This is a genomic window from Bradyrhizobium sp. 87 (genome assembly GCF_023073015.1).
Lineage (GTDB): Bacteria > Pseudomonadota > Alphaproteobacteria > Rhizobiales > Xanthobacteraceae > Bradyrhizobium > Bradyrhizobium canariense_D.
This window is the reverse complement of the sequence record NZ_JADPIQ010000048.1, coordinates 534,804-548,860: the sequence shown is the minus strand read 5'-3', so window position 1 is coordinate 548,860 and position 14,057 is coordinate 534,804. Positions and strand designations below refer to the sequence as shown.

Sequence of the window (14,057 nt, the reverse complement as noted above, 5' to 3'; positions counted from 1 at the left end):
ACGCATTGACGTTGCGACCGCTTCCGGGTGAAGACAGACCATCATGGAAGCGAAATTTCAGACCTTTCTCATCCTGCTCGCCGTGCTGGCGGGCACCGCGCTTGTCGCGCGCCGCTTCAACATCGCGCCCGCCATTCTGCTGATGCTCTCAGGTGTCGGCCTTGCCTTCGTGCCGGGCATGCCAGCGGTCGAACTGCCGCCGGAACTGGTGCTGCTGATGGTGCTGCCGCCGCTGATCTACTCGGCGAGCGTCGCGATGAGCTGGCGCGAGTTCAAAAAGAATCTTCGCCCGATCGTGCTGCTGGCGGTCGGTGCGGTGATCTTCACCGCGGCGTTGGTCGCAACCGCCACGCATTATTTCATCGGCCTGCCCTGGACGATCGGCTTCCTGCTCGGCGCCATCGTCGCGCCGCCCGACGTGGTGGCGCCGCTCGCGATCGCGCGCCGGCTGCATCTGCCGCGCAGGCTGATGGTCATCCTCGAAGGCGAAGGGCTCGCGAATGATGCCACCGCTCTGATCCTCTACCGCTTCGCGCTCGCCGCAATCATGGTCGGGCAATTCTCGCTGCCTCTGGCAGGCGGCGAGTTCTTGCTCATCGTCGCCGGCGAGATCGCCTTCGGCATCGGCGTCGGTTGGCTCTCCCTGCGGTTCCGCAAATGGTCGGGAGACCCGCAGGTCGAGCTGACACTGTCGCTGATCACGCCCTACGTGTCCTACTGGCTGCCCGAGCATCTCGGCGGCTCCGGCGTGATCGCCACCGTCGCCTGTGGCCTCTATGTGAGCTGGAATGGCCCGCTGCTGATCTCGGCATCGACGCGCCTGCAAGGCATCTTCTTCTGGGACCTCGTGATCTATCTGATCGAGGGCTTGCTGTTCCTGCTCACCGGATTCCAGATGCGCGCACTCTACGAGAAATCGAAGGCGTTCCCGCTCGACGACATCATGATTGCGACTGCCGTGGTGCTGGCGGTGGTCGTGATCGCGCGCTTCGCCTGGCTCTATCCCGCGACCTATCTGCCACGAATGCTCAGCAAGTCGCTGCGTGCGCGCGATCCGTCACCACCATGGCAATGGCCGTTCGTGCTTGCGCTCACCGGCGTGCGCGGCGCGGTGTCGCTGGCGGCAGCACTGGCGCTGCCGTTCACGCTGCCGGGCGGCGAGGCCTTCCCGTTTCGCGACCTGATCCTGTTCGTCGCGTTCGGCGTCATCTTCATCACACTGATCGGCGTCGGCCTCACGCTGCCCCCCGTGGTTCGTTGGCTCGGTGTCGCGGAAGCCGGTCGCAACGAGCATGCCGCCGAGCACGAGGCCGAGATCGCGGCACGGCGCCAGGCCCTCGACGCGGCGCTAAAGTCGCTCGACGCGCTGACCGAGGAAAAGGACGTGTCCGACGAGGTGATGCGGCTCCTGCGCGCCCGCCACGAGATCCGGGTCAACCAGCTGCCGGACTCGCTCGATCCCACCCACCACGACGTCTCCGCCGCCGGCACCGCCCTGACCCGCCGTCTGATCGCCACCGAGCGCAAGTTCATCCACGAGCTGCTGCGCGAGGGCCAGATCACCGACGAGACGCGGCGGCGGATCGAGCGCGATCTGGACCTGGAGGAGGCAAGCTTGGCAAACCGGGAGTACCGGGGAGGGCCGCTATAGATTCCCGTCATTGCTAGGGGCGCGAACTACCGCCTCTCGCAAAATTCCCTCATCGCCACCGCCACGGCGCCCGCAATGATCTCCTGCCGCTCCGGGGAGTTCATCGCCATCTCCTCGTCGCGGTTGATGATGGAGCCCGCTTCGAGCAGCACTGCGGCGCTGCGGGTCTGCGAGAGCACAACGAGCCCGTCATAGCGGTAGACGCCGACATCCTTGTCGAGCAATTGGCGCCGGTAGCGGCCCATCACCGGCAGGGTGTACTGGCTGGCATAGTGCAGGTCCTGCTGCTTCAGCTGCCTGCCGATCATCCGGGCCAGCATCAGGCTGGCGGCGAAGTGCGGATTCCGCTGCGACACGAACAGAGAGTGGCCCGAAAAGCGGTCGCTGAAATAGCTGTTCGCGCCGTCGAACTCCCAGCTCCCGAGCAGCTTGTCCGGCACCGAATCGTGATGGATCGACAGGAAGAGATCGGCCCGGGCGTCATTCGCGGTGCTGACGCGCTTGAACAGGCTCGGCCGCGCCTTGCCGTCCGTGACGAGCAACCGGGTCGCGGCAAAGCCTTCGGCCTTGAGCCTCGCCGTAATCAGACTTGCAAGCCGGAAGTTGAAGCCGAACTCCGTGTCGTTGCGCGCGCTCAACGCGCCGTAGGAGTCCGGGGTGTGCCCGACATCCACGAGGATCCGGAATTTCGACAGCTCACACTTGACCGGCGCGTGCGGCGGCTTGGGTTTCGCGATTTTCCGCGCGATAGCAGCATGACCAGAGTCTGCAGGCGCCAGCGACCATAGCAAGATCGACGCGACCAGCGTCGAGACGAGACTTGCGATGATGCTGCGCGGCTGTCCCAAGTACTACTCCGCTGCCGCTGTTCGCGGCCGGCCGACAAAGCCTGTGACGTCACCGAAACGCTCCAGCATCACCGCGGAAAGGTCCTTGGCCTTGCTGGTGACGCAGGCGCCCGAGCGCACGGCATGGCGATCCTGATGCGCGGCCTGCGGCGGCGGCTCGCCCTGCTGAAGCGCCCGCGCCAGCTCCATCACGACTTTCCGGAAATGCATGATACCGAGATCGGTCGGACCGAGATGCTCGCGGGTGCGGTCGGCGATCGGGCCCTGGCTGTCCTGCACGGCCGCATCCTGTTCGGAGACGCCCTTGATGCCGGTGTAGCTCCTGGTCTTCTGCATCTTGCGGTCGATCAGATAGTCGTTGCCCTTGTGGCGCAGCGGCACGTAATTGTCGCCAACCTCCGCGATCACGCCGTTGCCGCGGTCAAAGACGTCGCGCTCGGCTTGCGTCAGCGGCCGTTCCGGATTCCAGGCATAGGTGTAGATCCAGCAATTGGTGTCGGTGACGGGCACGAAAGTCTGCCCAAAGATGTTCTCACCCGGCATCGCGCTCGGGGCATAGGCGTGGAACGGCATCAGAAATTGCGCAATGCGCCAGTAGATGTTGTCGCCGCCGGTGAGCCGCCCGCCGGCGATGGTGAGGCCCGCTGCGTGCGCGGCGATCTTGATCACAGGGCGCGGATCCTCCGCGATCCAGCGCATGTGATCGCTCGACATCCGCGCGATCGGATTCACGAAATGCTTCTTGATGTCCAGGATCTCGTTCTCCTCCTTGTCGAAGGAGAGATGGGCGAAGGTGAAATGCGCGGTGTCGATCGAGCCTTCCAGCGCCTGCACCCAGTTGCAGTCCTGCCATTTCTTGCTGACATAGCGGTGCGAGGCCGGCAGCAGTGCCATTTCGAGATCGGGCAGCTCGGGCATCGCATCCGCGGGACCCATATAGGCCCAGATCATCTCGCCCCATTCGCGCGCCGGATAGGATTTGATGCGGATGAGATCCTTGGCGTTGAGGTCGGGATAGGAGGTCGGCATGTCGACGCAGCGGCCGTCGGTGTCGAACTTCCAGCCGTGATAGACACAGCGGATGCCGCATTCCTCGTTGCGCCCGAGCCAGAGATTGGCGCCGCGATGCGGGCAGTATTGATCGATGATTCCGACAACGCCGCGCGTATCGCGGAAGGCGAGCAGCTCCTCGCCGAGAACGATGATCTTCTTCGGCTCGCCGTCGGGTTCAGGGAGTTCTTCGGACAGCAGCACAGGAATCCAGAACCGGCGCAACAATTCGCCCATGCCCGTACCAGAGCCCGACTCGGTCAGGAATTTGTTGTCCTCGGCGCGGAGCATGGAAAATCCTCCCGACGGTCGTTGTTGCCGGCAAGATTGGCGCGGACGCGGGAAGACGTCAACGCGGAACGCGGCGCGCAGGCCGGTTAAACCGGCCGCTCCCCCTTCACCGTCACGCGCGTGCCGGAGCGCGTGTGCGGCCAATAATCCCACATCGCGCGGTGCTGGGTGCAGCGGTTGTCCCAGAAGGCGATGGCATTCTCTGTCCAGCGAAAGCGGCACTGGAACAGCGGATTCTCGGCGTGCTGGTAGAGATAGGCAAGCATCGCCTCGCTCTCGTCGCGCGGGATGCCGTTGATGTGGCGGGTGAAGCCGCGGTTGACGTAGAGCGCCTTCTTGCCGGTGACCGGATGCGTGCGCACCACGGGATGCTCGGCACTCGGATAGGACGGGCGGTCGGCGACGCCGTAATTGGCGTAGAGCCCGCGATAGATCGGCTCGCCGTCATGCAACGCAGTCAGCCCGTCGAGATAGGCCTTCATCCGGTCCGACAGCGCCTCGTAGGCCGCATACATGTTGGCGAACAGCGTGTCGCCGCCGCGCGGCGGGCACTGCTTGATGTAGAGGATCGAGCCCATCGGCGGCTCGTGATCGCAGGACACGTCGGAATGCCAGCCCTCGCCATGGGCCCGCGGCGAATTCGCATCCGCATAGATCTTCATCAGGGCCGGGTCTTCATCCTCATGCGGCGCGGCGGGATGGAAATGCAGCTCACCGAACTTGCGGCCGAAGGCGAGATGCTGTTGTGGCGTGATGTGCTGGTCGCGGAAGAAGATGACGAGGTTTTCGGCAAGCGCGCGGTGGACCTCGTCCATCTGCCGGTTGGAGCGCGCATCGTCGGAGACGAGCTTGCCGATGTCGACGCCCGAGATTTCCGCGCCGATGATCGGGGTCAGCTTTTCGACCGCGATGGTCTCGTAAGGCGCGCCGTCGTCCGTCGCGTGGCGATAGCGCGGGCCCTGCTTGCCGGCGAGTGAGCTCATGGCGTGTCTCCCGATGCATTCTTGCTTGGGAGCATCGTAGCAATGTAGGGCGGCTTAGCGAAGCGTAACCCGCCACTTCGCGCCTGCAAAAATAAGGCGGGTTACGCTTTCGCTAACCCGCCCTACGATTCCTGATCTGGAGCAGAACTATTCCGCCGCGGTCACCGGCACCTTGGCGCCCTGGCCGTAGCGCTGCTCGATGTAGTCGATCACGAGTGCTTTGAAGTCGGCGGAGATGGTCGGGCCGCGCAGGGTGCGGAACTTCTTGCCGTCGACGAACACCGGGGCAGCCGGCGCCTCGCCCGTGCCCGGCAGCGAGATGCCGATATTGGCGTGCTTGGATTCGCCGGGGCCGTTGACGATGCAGCCCATCACCGCGACGTTGAGCTCTTCCACGCCGGGATATTTCGTCTTCCAGGTCGGCATCTCGTCGCGGATGAAACCTTGGATCGAGCTGGCCAGTTCCTGGAATGTGGTCGAGGTGGTGCGGCCACAGCCGGGGCACGCCGCAACCAGCGGCACGAATGTGCGGAAACCCATGGTCTGCAAGAGCTCCTGGCCGACCTGCACCTCGCGGGTGCGGTCGCCGCCGGGCTCCGGCGTCAGCGAGATGCGGATGGTGTCGCCGATGCCCTGCTGCAACAGGATGCCGAGCGCGGCCGAGGACGCCACGATGCCCTTGGTGCCCATGCCGGCCTCGGTCAGGCCGAGATGGATCGCGTAGTCGGAACGGCTGGCGAGATCCTGATAGACCGCGATCAGATCCTGCACGGCCGAGACTTTGGCCGAGAGGATGATGCGATTCTTCGGCATGCCGAGTTCCTCGGCGCGCGCGGCCGAGAGCAGCGCGGATTGCACCATGGCCTCGCGCGTCACCGCGCGCACGTCGCGCGGATCGGGGGAGGCGGCGTTCTCGTCCATCAGCTTGGTCAAGAGCTCCTGGTCGAGCGAGCCCCAATTGGCGCCGATGCGCACCGGCTTGTTGTTCTTGTTGGCGATCTCGATGATGTCGGCGAACTGGGTGTCGCGCTTGTCCTTGAAGCCGACATTGCCGGGATTGATGCGATATTTGGCGAGCGCCTCGGCGCAGGCCGGATAGGCGGCGAGCAGCTTGTGGCCGATATAGTGAAAGTCGCCGATCAGCGGCGTGGTGATGCCGCGCTTGAGCAGGCCGTCGCGGATGTGCGGGACGGCAGCGGCGGCCTCCTCGCGGTCCACGGTGATGCGGACCATTTCGGAGCCCGCGCGGGCGAGCGCTGCGACCTGGGCAATGGTGCCGTCGATATCGGCGGTGTCGGTGTTGGTCATTGACTGCACGACGATCGGGGCACCGCCGCCGACGGCAACGTCGCCGACCTTGACCTGGGTGGTCTTGTGCCGGGGCGCGGGGCCCGCGACGTCGGAATCGATGGTTTTTTCGAGCTTGTTCATGGCGTCCAAATATCAGGTTTTGGTGACGTTCAGCAATGCATCGCGCGGCGCCGCAGCGGATTGACTGGGACGGTTAACCAGAAAAAGCCCAGCAATGACAAGGAGGGCGGCAGCCCCGAATGTCAGGTTCAGCGTGTCGTGCATGATGAAATAGCTACCCACCACGCCAAACAAAGGGGTGATGAAGGTAAAAGCCGACAATTTGCTGGCCGAATAGGTCTTCACCAGCGCGAACCAAAGCGTGAACGTGGTTCCCACGACCCAGATCGCCTGGAAGGCCATCAGGCCCAGCGACAGCGGCGACGGCGTGTGGGGGATGGTCTCCCCGAACAGCCAGGCGGCCAGCCCCAGGATCGGGATCGAGGTCGCGACCTGATAGCCCAGAGCCTTCTCGGGCGCCGCGAAGCGCAGCCGCGTGCCCTTGGCAACTAGCGTGGTCGCCGCCCACAGCGCGGCGCCGCCGACGATCATGAGATCGCCGAGCAGGACATGCGAATCGACGTTGGGCTGCGGCACGCCGATCGCGAGCGCGACACCGGCAAAGCTGATGGCGAGCCCCAGCCATTGCGTCCCGCCAAGTCGCTCGCCGAGCACCTGGTAGGAGCCGAGCGCGACGAAGAACGGCGCGGTGTAGAGGAACACGACCGCCCGCGATGCTGGTGTGAACCGCAGGCCCTGGAAGATCAGCACGAACTCGATGCCGAACATCAGTCCGGCGATGACGCCGGGCTTCCAGGTGCCGTCGCGCTCGAAGAATTTAACGCCGCGCAAGCTGCCGATGATGAACAGCACCGGCAGCGCGCCCATCGAGCGGAACGTGGCCTGAAGCATCGGCGGAATGTCCGGCAGCACCAGCTTCACGGCGATCTGGTTGAACCCCCAGGTCAGGCACAGCATGAGCATCAGGGCGATGGCGCCGGCACTGAGGGGACGACCGGCGGACGGTATGGCTTGAGGTGAGGACATTTCTTCCTAAAAACCGGCTTTGCGCCGTTGTTGCTCTATGCGGCTTTCTGACAATGCGCACAAACGCCCGTGATTTCCACCACCGACAATTTGGGAGCGAAGCCTGAGCTGCGCGCGGCGGCGTTGAGGTCCTTGGCGAAGGATGCCGACGGAATCTCACCGACCAGGCCGCAGCGCTCGCAGATCAGGAACGTCACCGCCGAGATCGCGTCGTGGTCGTGAGCGGCGCAGGCGAGATAGGCGTTGCGGCTTTCGATCCGGTGCACGAGGCCGTTGGCCATCAGGAAATCGAGAGCACGATAGACCGTGATCGGCGCCGGCCGCGACATCGACTTCGCCAGTTCGTCGATGACCTCATAGGCGCCGAGCGGCCGGTGGCTCGAGAGCAGCGCCCCCAATACATGGCGGCGTATAGGCGTGAATTTCTGCGCGCGCTCTCCGCAAACGGCCTCGGCATGCGCCAGCGCATCCGCGGTGCAGCGGCCGTGATCGTGATCGGGCGCGGGAAATGCCGGTTTTGCGAGGGTCATGCGACCGGCGTTCTAGCATTTCGAAAGGGGAACCCAAAGCAGGACCGGCGATGCGGCCAGCAGCCATGCTCGGCCTGCGGGACAGCGTCCCGCAAACCCGCCATGAAATAATCATAAGCTTGCTTATTATATTGCAAGCTTATTGGAGACCAAGCTCATGAGCCCAGGGCCCGTGGACCAGAACTTCCTGTTTACGCTCGCCGAGCTCTATCGCCTGCTCCGGGTCTATGCCGACAAGGAAGCCTCGCGCTTCGGCATCACCCGCGCGCAATGGGCGGTGCTGGCCAAGGTCGAGCGCAGCGAAGGCATGAAGCAGTCGGAACTCGCCGAGCTTCTCGAGGTGCAGCCGATCACGCTGACGCGCCTGATCGACAAACTCTGTGACAGCGACTGGATCGAGCGACGCAACGATCCTTCGGATCGCCGCGTCAAGCGGCTGTACCTGAAGAAGGCCGGGCGGCAGTTGCTCGGGCGGATGAGCGGGCTGAAGTCCGAGCTCACGGCCAACGCGCTCGACGGCATCACTCCGGCGGACGCCCATCGCCTCCTCACCCAACTCGAAACGATCAAGGAAAACGTGCGGTCCGCGATCCAGAGCAGCGGAGCGGAACAAGCGCGTAAGGAGCAACGCTATGGCTGATCAGGTTCTCAAGTTCCAGCCCGAGCAGAAAATCGACGGCGGCAAGCCCACCAAGAAAGCCGGCACCGATCCGCGCCGCCGCCTGGTGGCGGGCCTGCGCCGCTATCGCCGCGTGCTGCTCCTGGTTGTGCTGCCGCTCGTCGTCGCGGTTGCCGGCTTCACCTTCTATCTCAATGGCGGCCGTTACGTCGGCACTGATGACGCCTATGTCGGCGCGCAGAAAGTGCTGGTGACCCCTGATATCTCCGGCAAAATCCAGAAGGTCGTCGTCAAGGAAGGTCAGGTCGTCAAGCACGGCGACGAGTTGTTCGAGATCGACCCCGCTCCGTTCCGTCATGCGTTGGAAGAAGCCAAAGCGCAACTCGCCCAAGCCCGCATCACCTATGACAATCTTGTTGCCAACATCAAGATCTACGGTGACATGCTCAATCTTGCCCAGCAGGGCATGGACCTGAAGCAGCGCGACGTCGAACGCAAGCAGTCGCTGGTGAAGAACAATTACGGCTCGCAGCTCGATCTCGACAACGCGTCCAATGCACTGGTTACCGCCGGCGCGCAGGCGCAATACATCAAGCAGCAACTCTCCAATGCCAAGACCCAATTGCTGGGGAATCCCGAGTTGCCGCTGGAGCAATTCCCCGCCTACGCGCAAGCGAAAGCCAAGCTGGACGATGCCCAGCGCAACCTCGACCACACCGTGCTGCGCGCGCCGATGGATGGCGTGGCAACACAGGTCGAACAGATCCAGCTCGGCCGCTACGTCGCCGCCGGCACGCCGGTGTTCTCCATCATCGACGTGGCCCACCCCTGGGTCGACGCCAATCCGAAGGAGAGCGACCTCACCTACGTCACCGAAGGACAGCCGGTCACGCTCGAGGTCGACGCGTTCCCGAACCATACCTTCAAGGGCAAGATCGGCTCGCTCTCGCCCGGCACCGGCGCGCAATTCGCGATCCTGCCGCCGCAGAACGCCAGCGGCAATTTCGTCAAGGTGGTGCAGCGCGTGCCGATCCGCATCTATTTCGACGAGACCGACAAATACGTACGCAAGCTGAAGGCCGGCATGAGCGTTTACGCCACCATCGACACCGGCCACCAGCGCTCGCTCGCCGGTCTGCTCGGCCTGTCGGCGACCGCGAGCCAAGACAAAGATCAGGACAAGGACTAATCCTATGGCGGAGTCCAATCCCGCCCTTATGGTCCCCGGCCTGCGCCGGAACATGGTGACGATCTGCGCCATGACGGCAACCATCATGCAGGCGCTGGACACCACCATCGCCAACGTCGCCCTGCCCTACATGCAGGGCACGCTGTCGGCTTCGCAGGACCAGATCAACTGGGTGCTGACCTCCTACATCGTCGCCGCCGCGATCATGACGGCACCGGTGGGCTGGATCGCCAACCGCTTCGGCCGCAAGCGCATCTTCATCATCTGCTCGGCCGGCTTCACCATGGCATCGGTGCTGTGCGGGCTTGCGCAGGACATCAACCAGATGGTGATTTTCCGCCTGCTGCAGGGCGTGTTCGGCGCGGCCCTGGTGCCGTTGTCGCAATCGGTGATGCTCGACTATTACACGCTCCAGGAACGCGCCAAGGCGATGTCGATCTGGGGCATGGGCGTAATGATGGGGCCGATCATGGGTCCCTCGCTCGGCGCCTGGCTGACCGAGACTTATTCCTGGCACTGGGTGTTCTTCGTCAATTTGCCGTTCGGCGCCATCACCGTGATCGGGCTGATCATCTTCATGGACGAGACCCGGAAGGATCTCAGTCTCAAGTTCGACTGGTTCGGCTTCGCGGCGCTGGCGGTCGCGATCGGGTCGCTTCAGCTCGCGCTCGACCGCGGCGAGCAATTGGGCTGGCTCGAATCGGGTGAGATCCTTGCGGAGTTCATCGTCTCGGCCGTCGCCTTCTACTTCTTCATCGCGCATTCCTTCACGACCTCGACACCGTTCATCCGCTTCGGGCTCTTCAAGGACCGCAATTTCGTCACCGGCTGCGTGTTCATGGTCGTGATGGGCCTCGTGCTGTTCTCGACCATGGCGCTGGCCTCCCCCTATATGCAGAACGTGATCGGCTATCCCATCATCACCGCGGGCCTGCTGCTGGCGAGCCGCGGCTTCGGCACCTTCTTCGCCATGATGCTGGTCGGCCGCATGATGCGTTACATCGAAGCCCGCACACTGATCATCACCGGCCTGACGCTGACCGCGGGCTCGCTGTTCCAGATGACCGGCTGGACCGATTTGACCCAGGTGCCGGAGATCGTGACCGTCAGCGTGATCCAGGGCTTCGGCTTCGGCCTCGTCTTCGTGCCGCTTTCGACGGTGGCATTCCTGACCTTGTCGAATGAGCTGCGCACCGACGGCACCGCGATGTTGACCCTGATGCGCAACGTCGCGAGCTCGGTGGGCATTTCCGTCGTCATCGCCCAGCTGACACAAGGCACGCGGCGGACCTACGCGATCCTGTCCGAACACATCAACCCGTTCAACCATGCGCTCCAGATGCCCAGCGTCAGCGGCATGATCAATCTCTCCACCGACGCCGGTCGCGCCATGGCCGATCGCATGGTCAGCGTGCAGGCGCAGATCATCGCCTTCGCGCACGACTACGAGCTGGTGATGTTCTTCATCCTCTGCACCATCCCGCTCGCCCTGCTGATCGGCTCGACCAAGGCCACCCTGCGCAAGCAGGCGGCGGGGCCGGAACATGCGGTGATGGAGTGATGCCTTCGCCGGGACGACACCGATGATGTTGCGCGCCTCTACCCCAAAATCTCCTCGCAGCCCAGATCCTCGACCGCCATCATCACCCGCTCCAGATTATTCCACCAGATCACCGGTGGGATGTTGATGCTCCACTGCCAGACTGGCTTGGTGATGTGCCACAGCACCGACCGCCGATAGTCCTGGTCGAGCGCGCCGCGCGTATAGCCGCTGACACCGTGCGCCATCAGCATCTCGTGATAGCGATTGAGCAGCGGGCGTTCGAGCGCCTGCCGGCGCTCTGGATACCATTGCGTCGCCATCATATAGGCAAGGTCGTGGGTAGGAACGTTGATGCGCCAATGATCGAAATCGAAAATGCGCACAGCGTCAGCGATGCCCGCGCGTGGCAGCAGGAAATTCCAGGTATGGGCATCGCCGTGAGCGATGGTCACATGGCGATGCGAATGGTAGCGTTGCAACAGTTGCTCGGCCTTGTCGATGAAGCGCCGATACAGGGTCCGCCGCTCCTCACTGAGGCGATCACCAAGCAAATCGGCGAAGCGGTCGTAATGGCCGGCGAATGTCTCTATCAGACTCGCCGTATCATCAAGGCTCATCCAGGTGCCGATGGTGTCGCCGAGACCCGCATGGTCCCACCAAGATGCATGCCAGCGGGCGAGCGCCGTTACGATCGCCATCGCCTGATCGCGTGAGGGCGGCAATGGCCAGTCAGCTGCAACGTCATGGCTGTCGGTGAGATCTTCGAGCAGCAGATGCCAGTCCTGGCTCTCCTCGTCGAAATGCCCATCGTAGCAGCGCGGCACGATGTGCGACGGCATATTTGGCGCAAGGCGGGTGTAGAAGGCCACTTCCTGCCGACCAGAATTTGCCAGCGACTTGGCGTAGGCCGGATTCGGGATCTTCAGGATGACAGAGTGCGGGGACCCGGCTGCTTCCCCGACATAGCGCAGCCCAAGTCGGATAACGTGCGACACCATGGCGGGGTATTGGTGCAGCACCTTCACCTCGCGCACGGCGCCCGCATCCAGCACGCCGCCCCTGCGTAGCGCAGCGGTCAGTCGAGCCCGCTCAACGACCGCCGGCAGTTGTGGAGGTGTCATGGACGCCACGATGCCCTCGTCCCGGACCATACTGCACAATCACACCCCCCGGCACCAGCAATAGGCATCGCGCCGGGCTCAGGCCGCCGCTGTGGAGTCGCGCACCGTCCGGACCACGACCGACCGAAGCTGCTCGAGATTGGCCGCCATGCCGGCGATCGCCTGCCTGACCTCCGCGGCGCGCTCGTTCACGGAGGCGGCGTCGCGGCTGACATCACCGATCTTGGCCGAGACCTCCTTCGCCGCGGAAGTCGATTCGGAAATCGACCGCGTGATCTCGCGGGTCGCGGCGTCCTGCTCTTCCATCGCGGCGGCAACCGAGGTGGCGACGCCGTCGATCTCGACGATGTGGCCTCCCATGGTTTCGACGGCGTCGACGGCGGCTTGCGTCGAGGCCTGGATCTCGGCGATCAGCCGCGCGATCTCCTCGGTGGATTTGGCGGTCTGGTCGGAGAGGGATTTCACTTCGGCGGCGACCACCGCGAAGCCACGGCCGGCCTCCCCGGCGCGCGCCGCCTCGATCGTGGCGTTGAGTGCCAGCAGATTGGTCTGGCCGGCGATGCCGCCGATGAGGTCGGAGACCTCGGCGATCTTCTTCACCGATCCAGCCAGCGTCTGGATGGTCGAGCGCGCCTGTTCCCGACCGGCGACCGCCGATTTTGTAACCGTGCTGGTCCGCGCGACCTGGGTTGCGATCTCGCGGATCGAAGCACTGAGTTCTTCAGCTGCGGCCGAGACGGTCTGCGAGCTGCCGAGGGCCTGGGTGGAGGCGGCTGCGACCGCCTGCGATTGTGTCGAGAGCGACCTTGCGATCTCGGACAGACTGGAGGCGGCACGCTCCACGCCTTGCGTCGCCGCGCTCGCGGTGTCGACCGAGCGGCCGGTCTCGCGCTCGACGGTTTCGGCCATCTGATGCAGGGCCTCACGCTTGGCGAGCGCCGCCTCCTGCTCCTTCTGCAACTGCTCCTCGCGCAGGCGGAAATTCTCGACCGCGGACTGCTTGAACACCAAGAGCGCACCCGCCATCGAGCCGACCTCGTCCTGCCGGTGCGCGAAAGGAATGTCGGCGGCGAGATCGCCGGTCGCGAGCTTTTGCATCGCGCTGGTCATGCGCACGATCGGGCGCATCACGCCGAAGGCGACGCCGAGCAGGCCCGCCGCAATGAAGGCGAGGACGGCGGCGGAGACGCCGAGGAGGATGTAAAGCATCGAGCTGTCGCGGTCCGCGGCCAGCTTCTCCATGTCGGCATTCTGCTTGTTGGCGCTCTCGACGATGCTGTCGATGACGGCGCGATGCGCGGTATAGGCCTCCTTGAGCTGCGCGTAGGCCCGCTCGGAGACGGCCGTATCCTTGGCCTTGAGGGCGGGGAGGAGCTGGTCGGACAACAGCTTCCAGAACTTCTGCACCTCGGCGTCGGATTTCGACACCAGGGTCGTCTTCAGGTCGGCCGAGAGGCTGGAGGTGACCCAGAATGCCTTGCGCTCGTCGTAATCCTTGCGGAGCTGGGCCAGGCGTTCGGCATGGGCCGCCAGCTGGTCGGGCTCGCGCATGGCGAGCGTGGCCTCGAGGTAGGCCTCGATCACATATTCCGGCGGCGGCAGGATGTCGGCGATGAGATCGTTTCCGAGCTTGATATCAGAATAGAGCGGACCGCCGACCTTGAGCTCTTTCAAGGCGTAGAGGCTGGTCGAGACCACGGCGGTAAAGCCGATGGCCAGAACGATGCCGAAAGCAATGATTGCGGAAGAAAGCGAAAGACGAATTTTCATGGAAAAATCCAATGGGCCGCGCTGAATCCCACGGACCCTAAAGGATTACGGTAAACACGGGATTG

12 protein-coding genes are annotated in these 14,057 nt (G+C 64.0%); 4 read left to right on the top strand and 8 right to left on the bottom strand.

The genetic code is table 11. The features are described 5' to 3' along the window. Positions 1–43: 43 nt before the first annotated feature. On the top strand, positions 44–1,651 hold the full coding sequence (locus IVB50_RS12155) for a Na+/H+ antiporter (RefSeq protein WP_018455916.1): 1,608 nt from the start codon (positions 44–46) through the stop codon (positions 1,649–1,651). Between the two features lie 26 nt (positions 1,652–1,677). Here IVB50_RS12155 and IVB50_RS12150 read toward each other — a convergent pair whose 3' ends face one another. The 6 genes from IVB50_RS12150 to IVB50_RS12125 form a co-directional block, all read right to left on the bottom strand. Next, positions 1,678–2,499 (bottom strand): N-acetylmuramoyl-L-alanine amidase, encoded by an 822-nt coding sequence (locus IVB50_RS12150; protein WP_018455915.1) that lies wholly within the window; start codon positions 2,497–2,499, stop codon positions 1,678–1,680. 3 nt (positions 2,500–2,502) lie between these two features. Continuing rightward, complete coding sequence (locus IVB50_RS12145; protein ID WP_018455914.1) at positions 2,503–3,840, bottom strand: Rieske 2Fe-2S domain-containing protein; 1,338 nt, start codon at positions 3,838–3,840, stop codon at positions 2,503–2,505. Positions 3,841–3,926: 86 nt separating this feature from the next. Further along, complete coding sequence (locus tag IVB50_RS12140) at positions 3,927–4,823, bottom strand: TauD/TfdA family dioxygenase (protein ID WP_247295916.1); 897 nt, start codon at positions 4,821–4,823, stop codon at positions 3,927–3,929. Between the two features lie 147 nt (positions 4,824–4,970). Next, positions 4,971–6,254: a flavodoxin-dependent (E)-4-hydroxy-3-methylbut-2-enyl-diphosphate synthase gene (gene ispG / locus IVB50_RS12135; protein ID WP_018455912.1), complete on the bottom strand. Its 1,284-nt coding sequence runs from the start codon at positions 6,252–6,254 to the stop codon at positions 4,971–4,973. A 12-nt stretch (positions 6,255–6,266) separates the two neighbouring features. Beyond that, positions 6,267–7,220, bottom strand: coding sequence for a DMT family transporter (locus tag IVB50_RS12130; RefSeq protein WP_026233051.1), 954 nt, complete (start codon positions 7,218–7,220; stop codon positions 6,267–6,269). 35 nt (positions 7,221–7,255) lie between these two features. Further along, on the bottom strand, positions 7,256–7,750 hold the full coding sequence (locus IVB50_RS12125; RefSeq protein ID WP_018455910.1) for a transcriptional repressor: 495 nt from the start codon (positions 7,748–7,750) through the stop codon (positions 7,256–7,258). Positions 7,751–7,907: 157 nt separating this feature from the next. Between IVB50_RS12125 and IVB50_RS12120 the strand changes: the two genes are divergently transcribed. The 3 genes from IVB50_RS12120 to IVB50_RS12110 are packed head-to-tail and all read left to right on the top strand — an operon-like array spanning position 7,908 to position 11,119. Beyond that, positions 7,908–8,390, top strand: a complete 483-nt coding sequence (locus tag IVB50_RS12120) for a MarR family transcriptional regulator (RefSeq protein WP_026233050.1) — start codon at positions 7,908–7,910, stop codon at positions 8,388–8,390. After that, on the top strand, positions 8,383–9,558 hold the full coding sequence (locus tag IVB50_RS12115) for an HlyD family secretion protein (RefSeq protein WP_018455908.1): 1,176 nt from the start codon (positions 8,383–8,385) through the stop codon (positions 9,556–9,558). The genes IVB50_RS12120 and IVB50_RS12115 overlap by 8 nt, the downstream gene beginning before the upstream one ends. A gap of 4 nt (positions 9,559–9,562) precedes the next feature. After that, entirely contained in the window at positions 9,563–11,119 is a 1,557-nt protein-coding gene (locus IVB50_RS12110) for an MDR family MFS transporter (RefSeq protein ID WP_018455907.1), read from the top strand. 38 nt (positions 11,120–11,157) lie between these two features. On the opposite strand, the gene IVB50_RS12105 is transcribed toward IVB50_RS12110, so the two are convergent. Then, the gene (locus IVB50_RS12105) at positions 11,158–12,252 is read right to left on the bottom strand and encodes a phosphotransferase (RefSeq protein ID WP_018455906.1); all 1,095 of its coding nucleotides are present in this window, start codon (positions 12,250–12,252) and stop codon (positions 11,158–11,160) included. A 48-nt stretch (positions 12,253–12,300) separates the two neighbouring features. Continuing rightward, positions 12,301–13,992, bottom strand: a complete 1,692-nt coding sequence (locus IVB50_RS12100) for a methyl-accepting chemotaxis protein (protein ID WP_018455905.1) — start codon at positions 13,990–13,992, stop codon at positions 12,301–12,303. Positions 13,993–14,057: the final 65 nt, after the last annotated feature.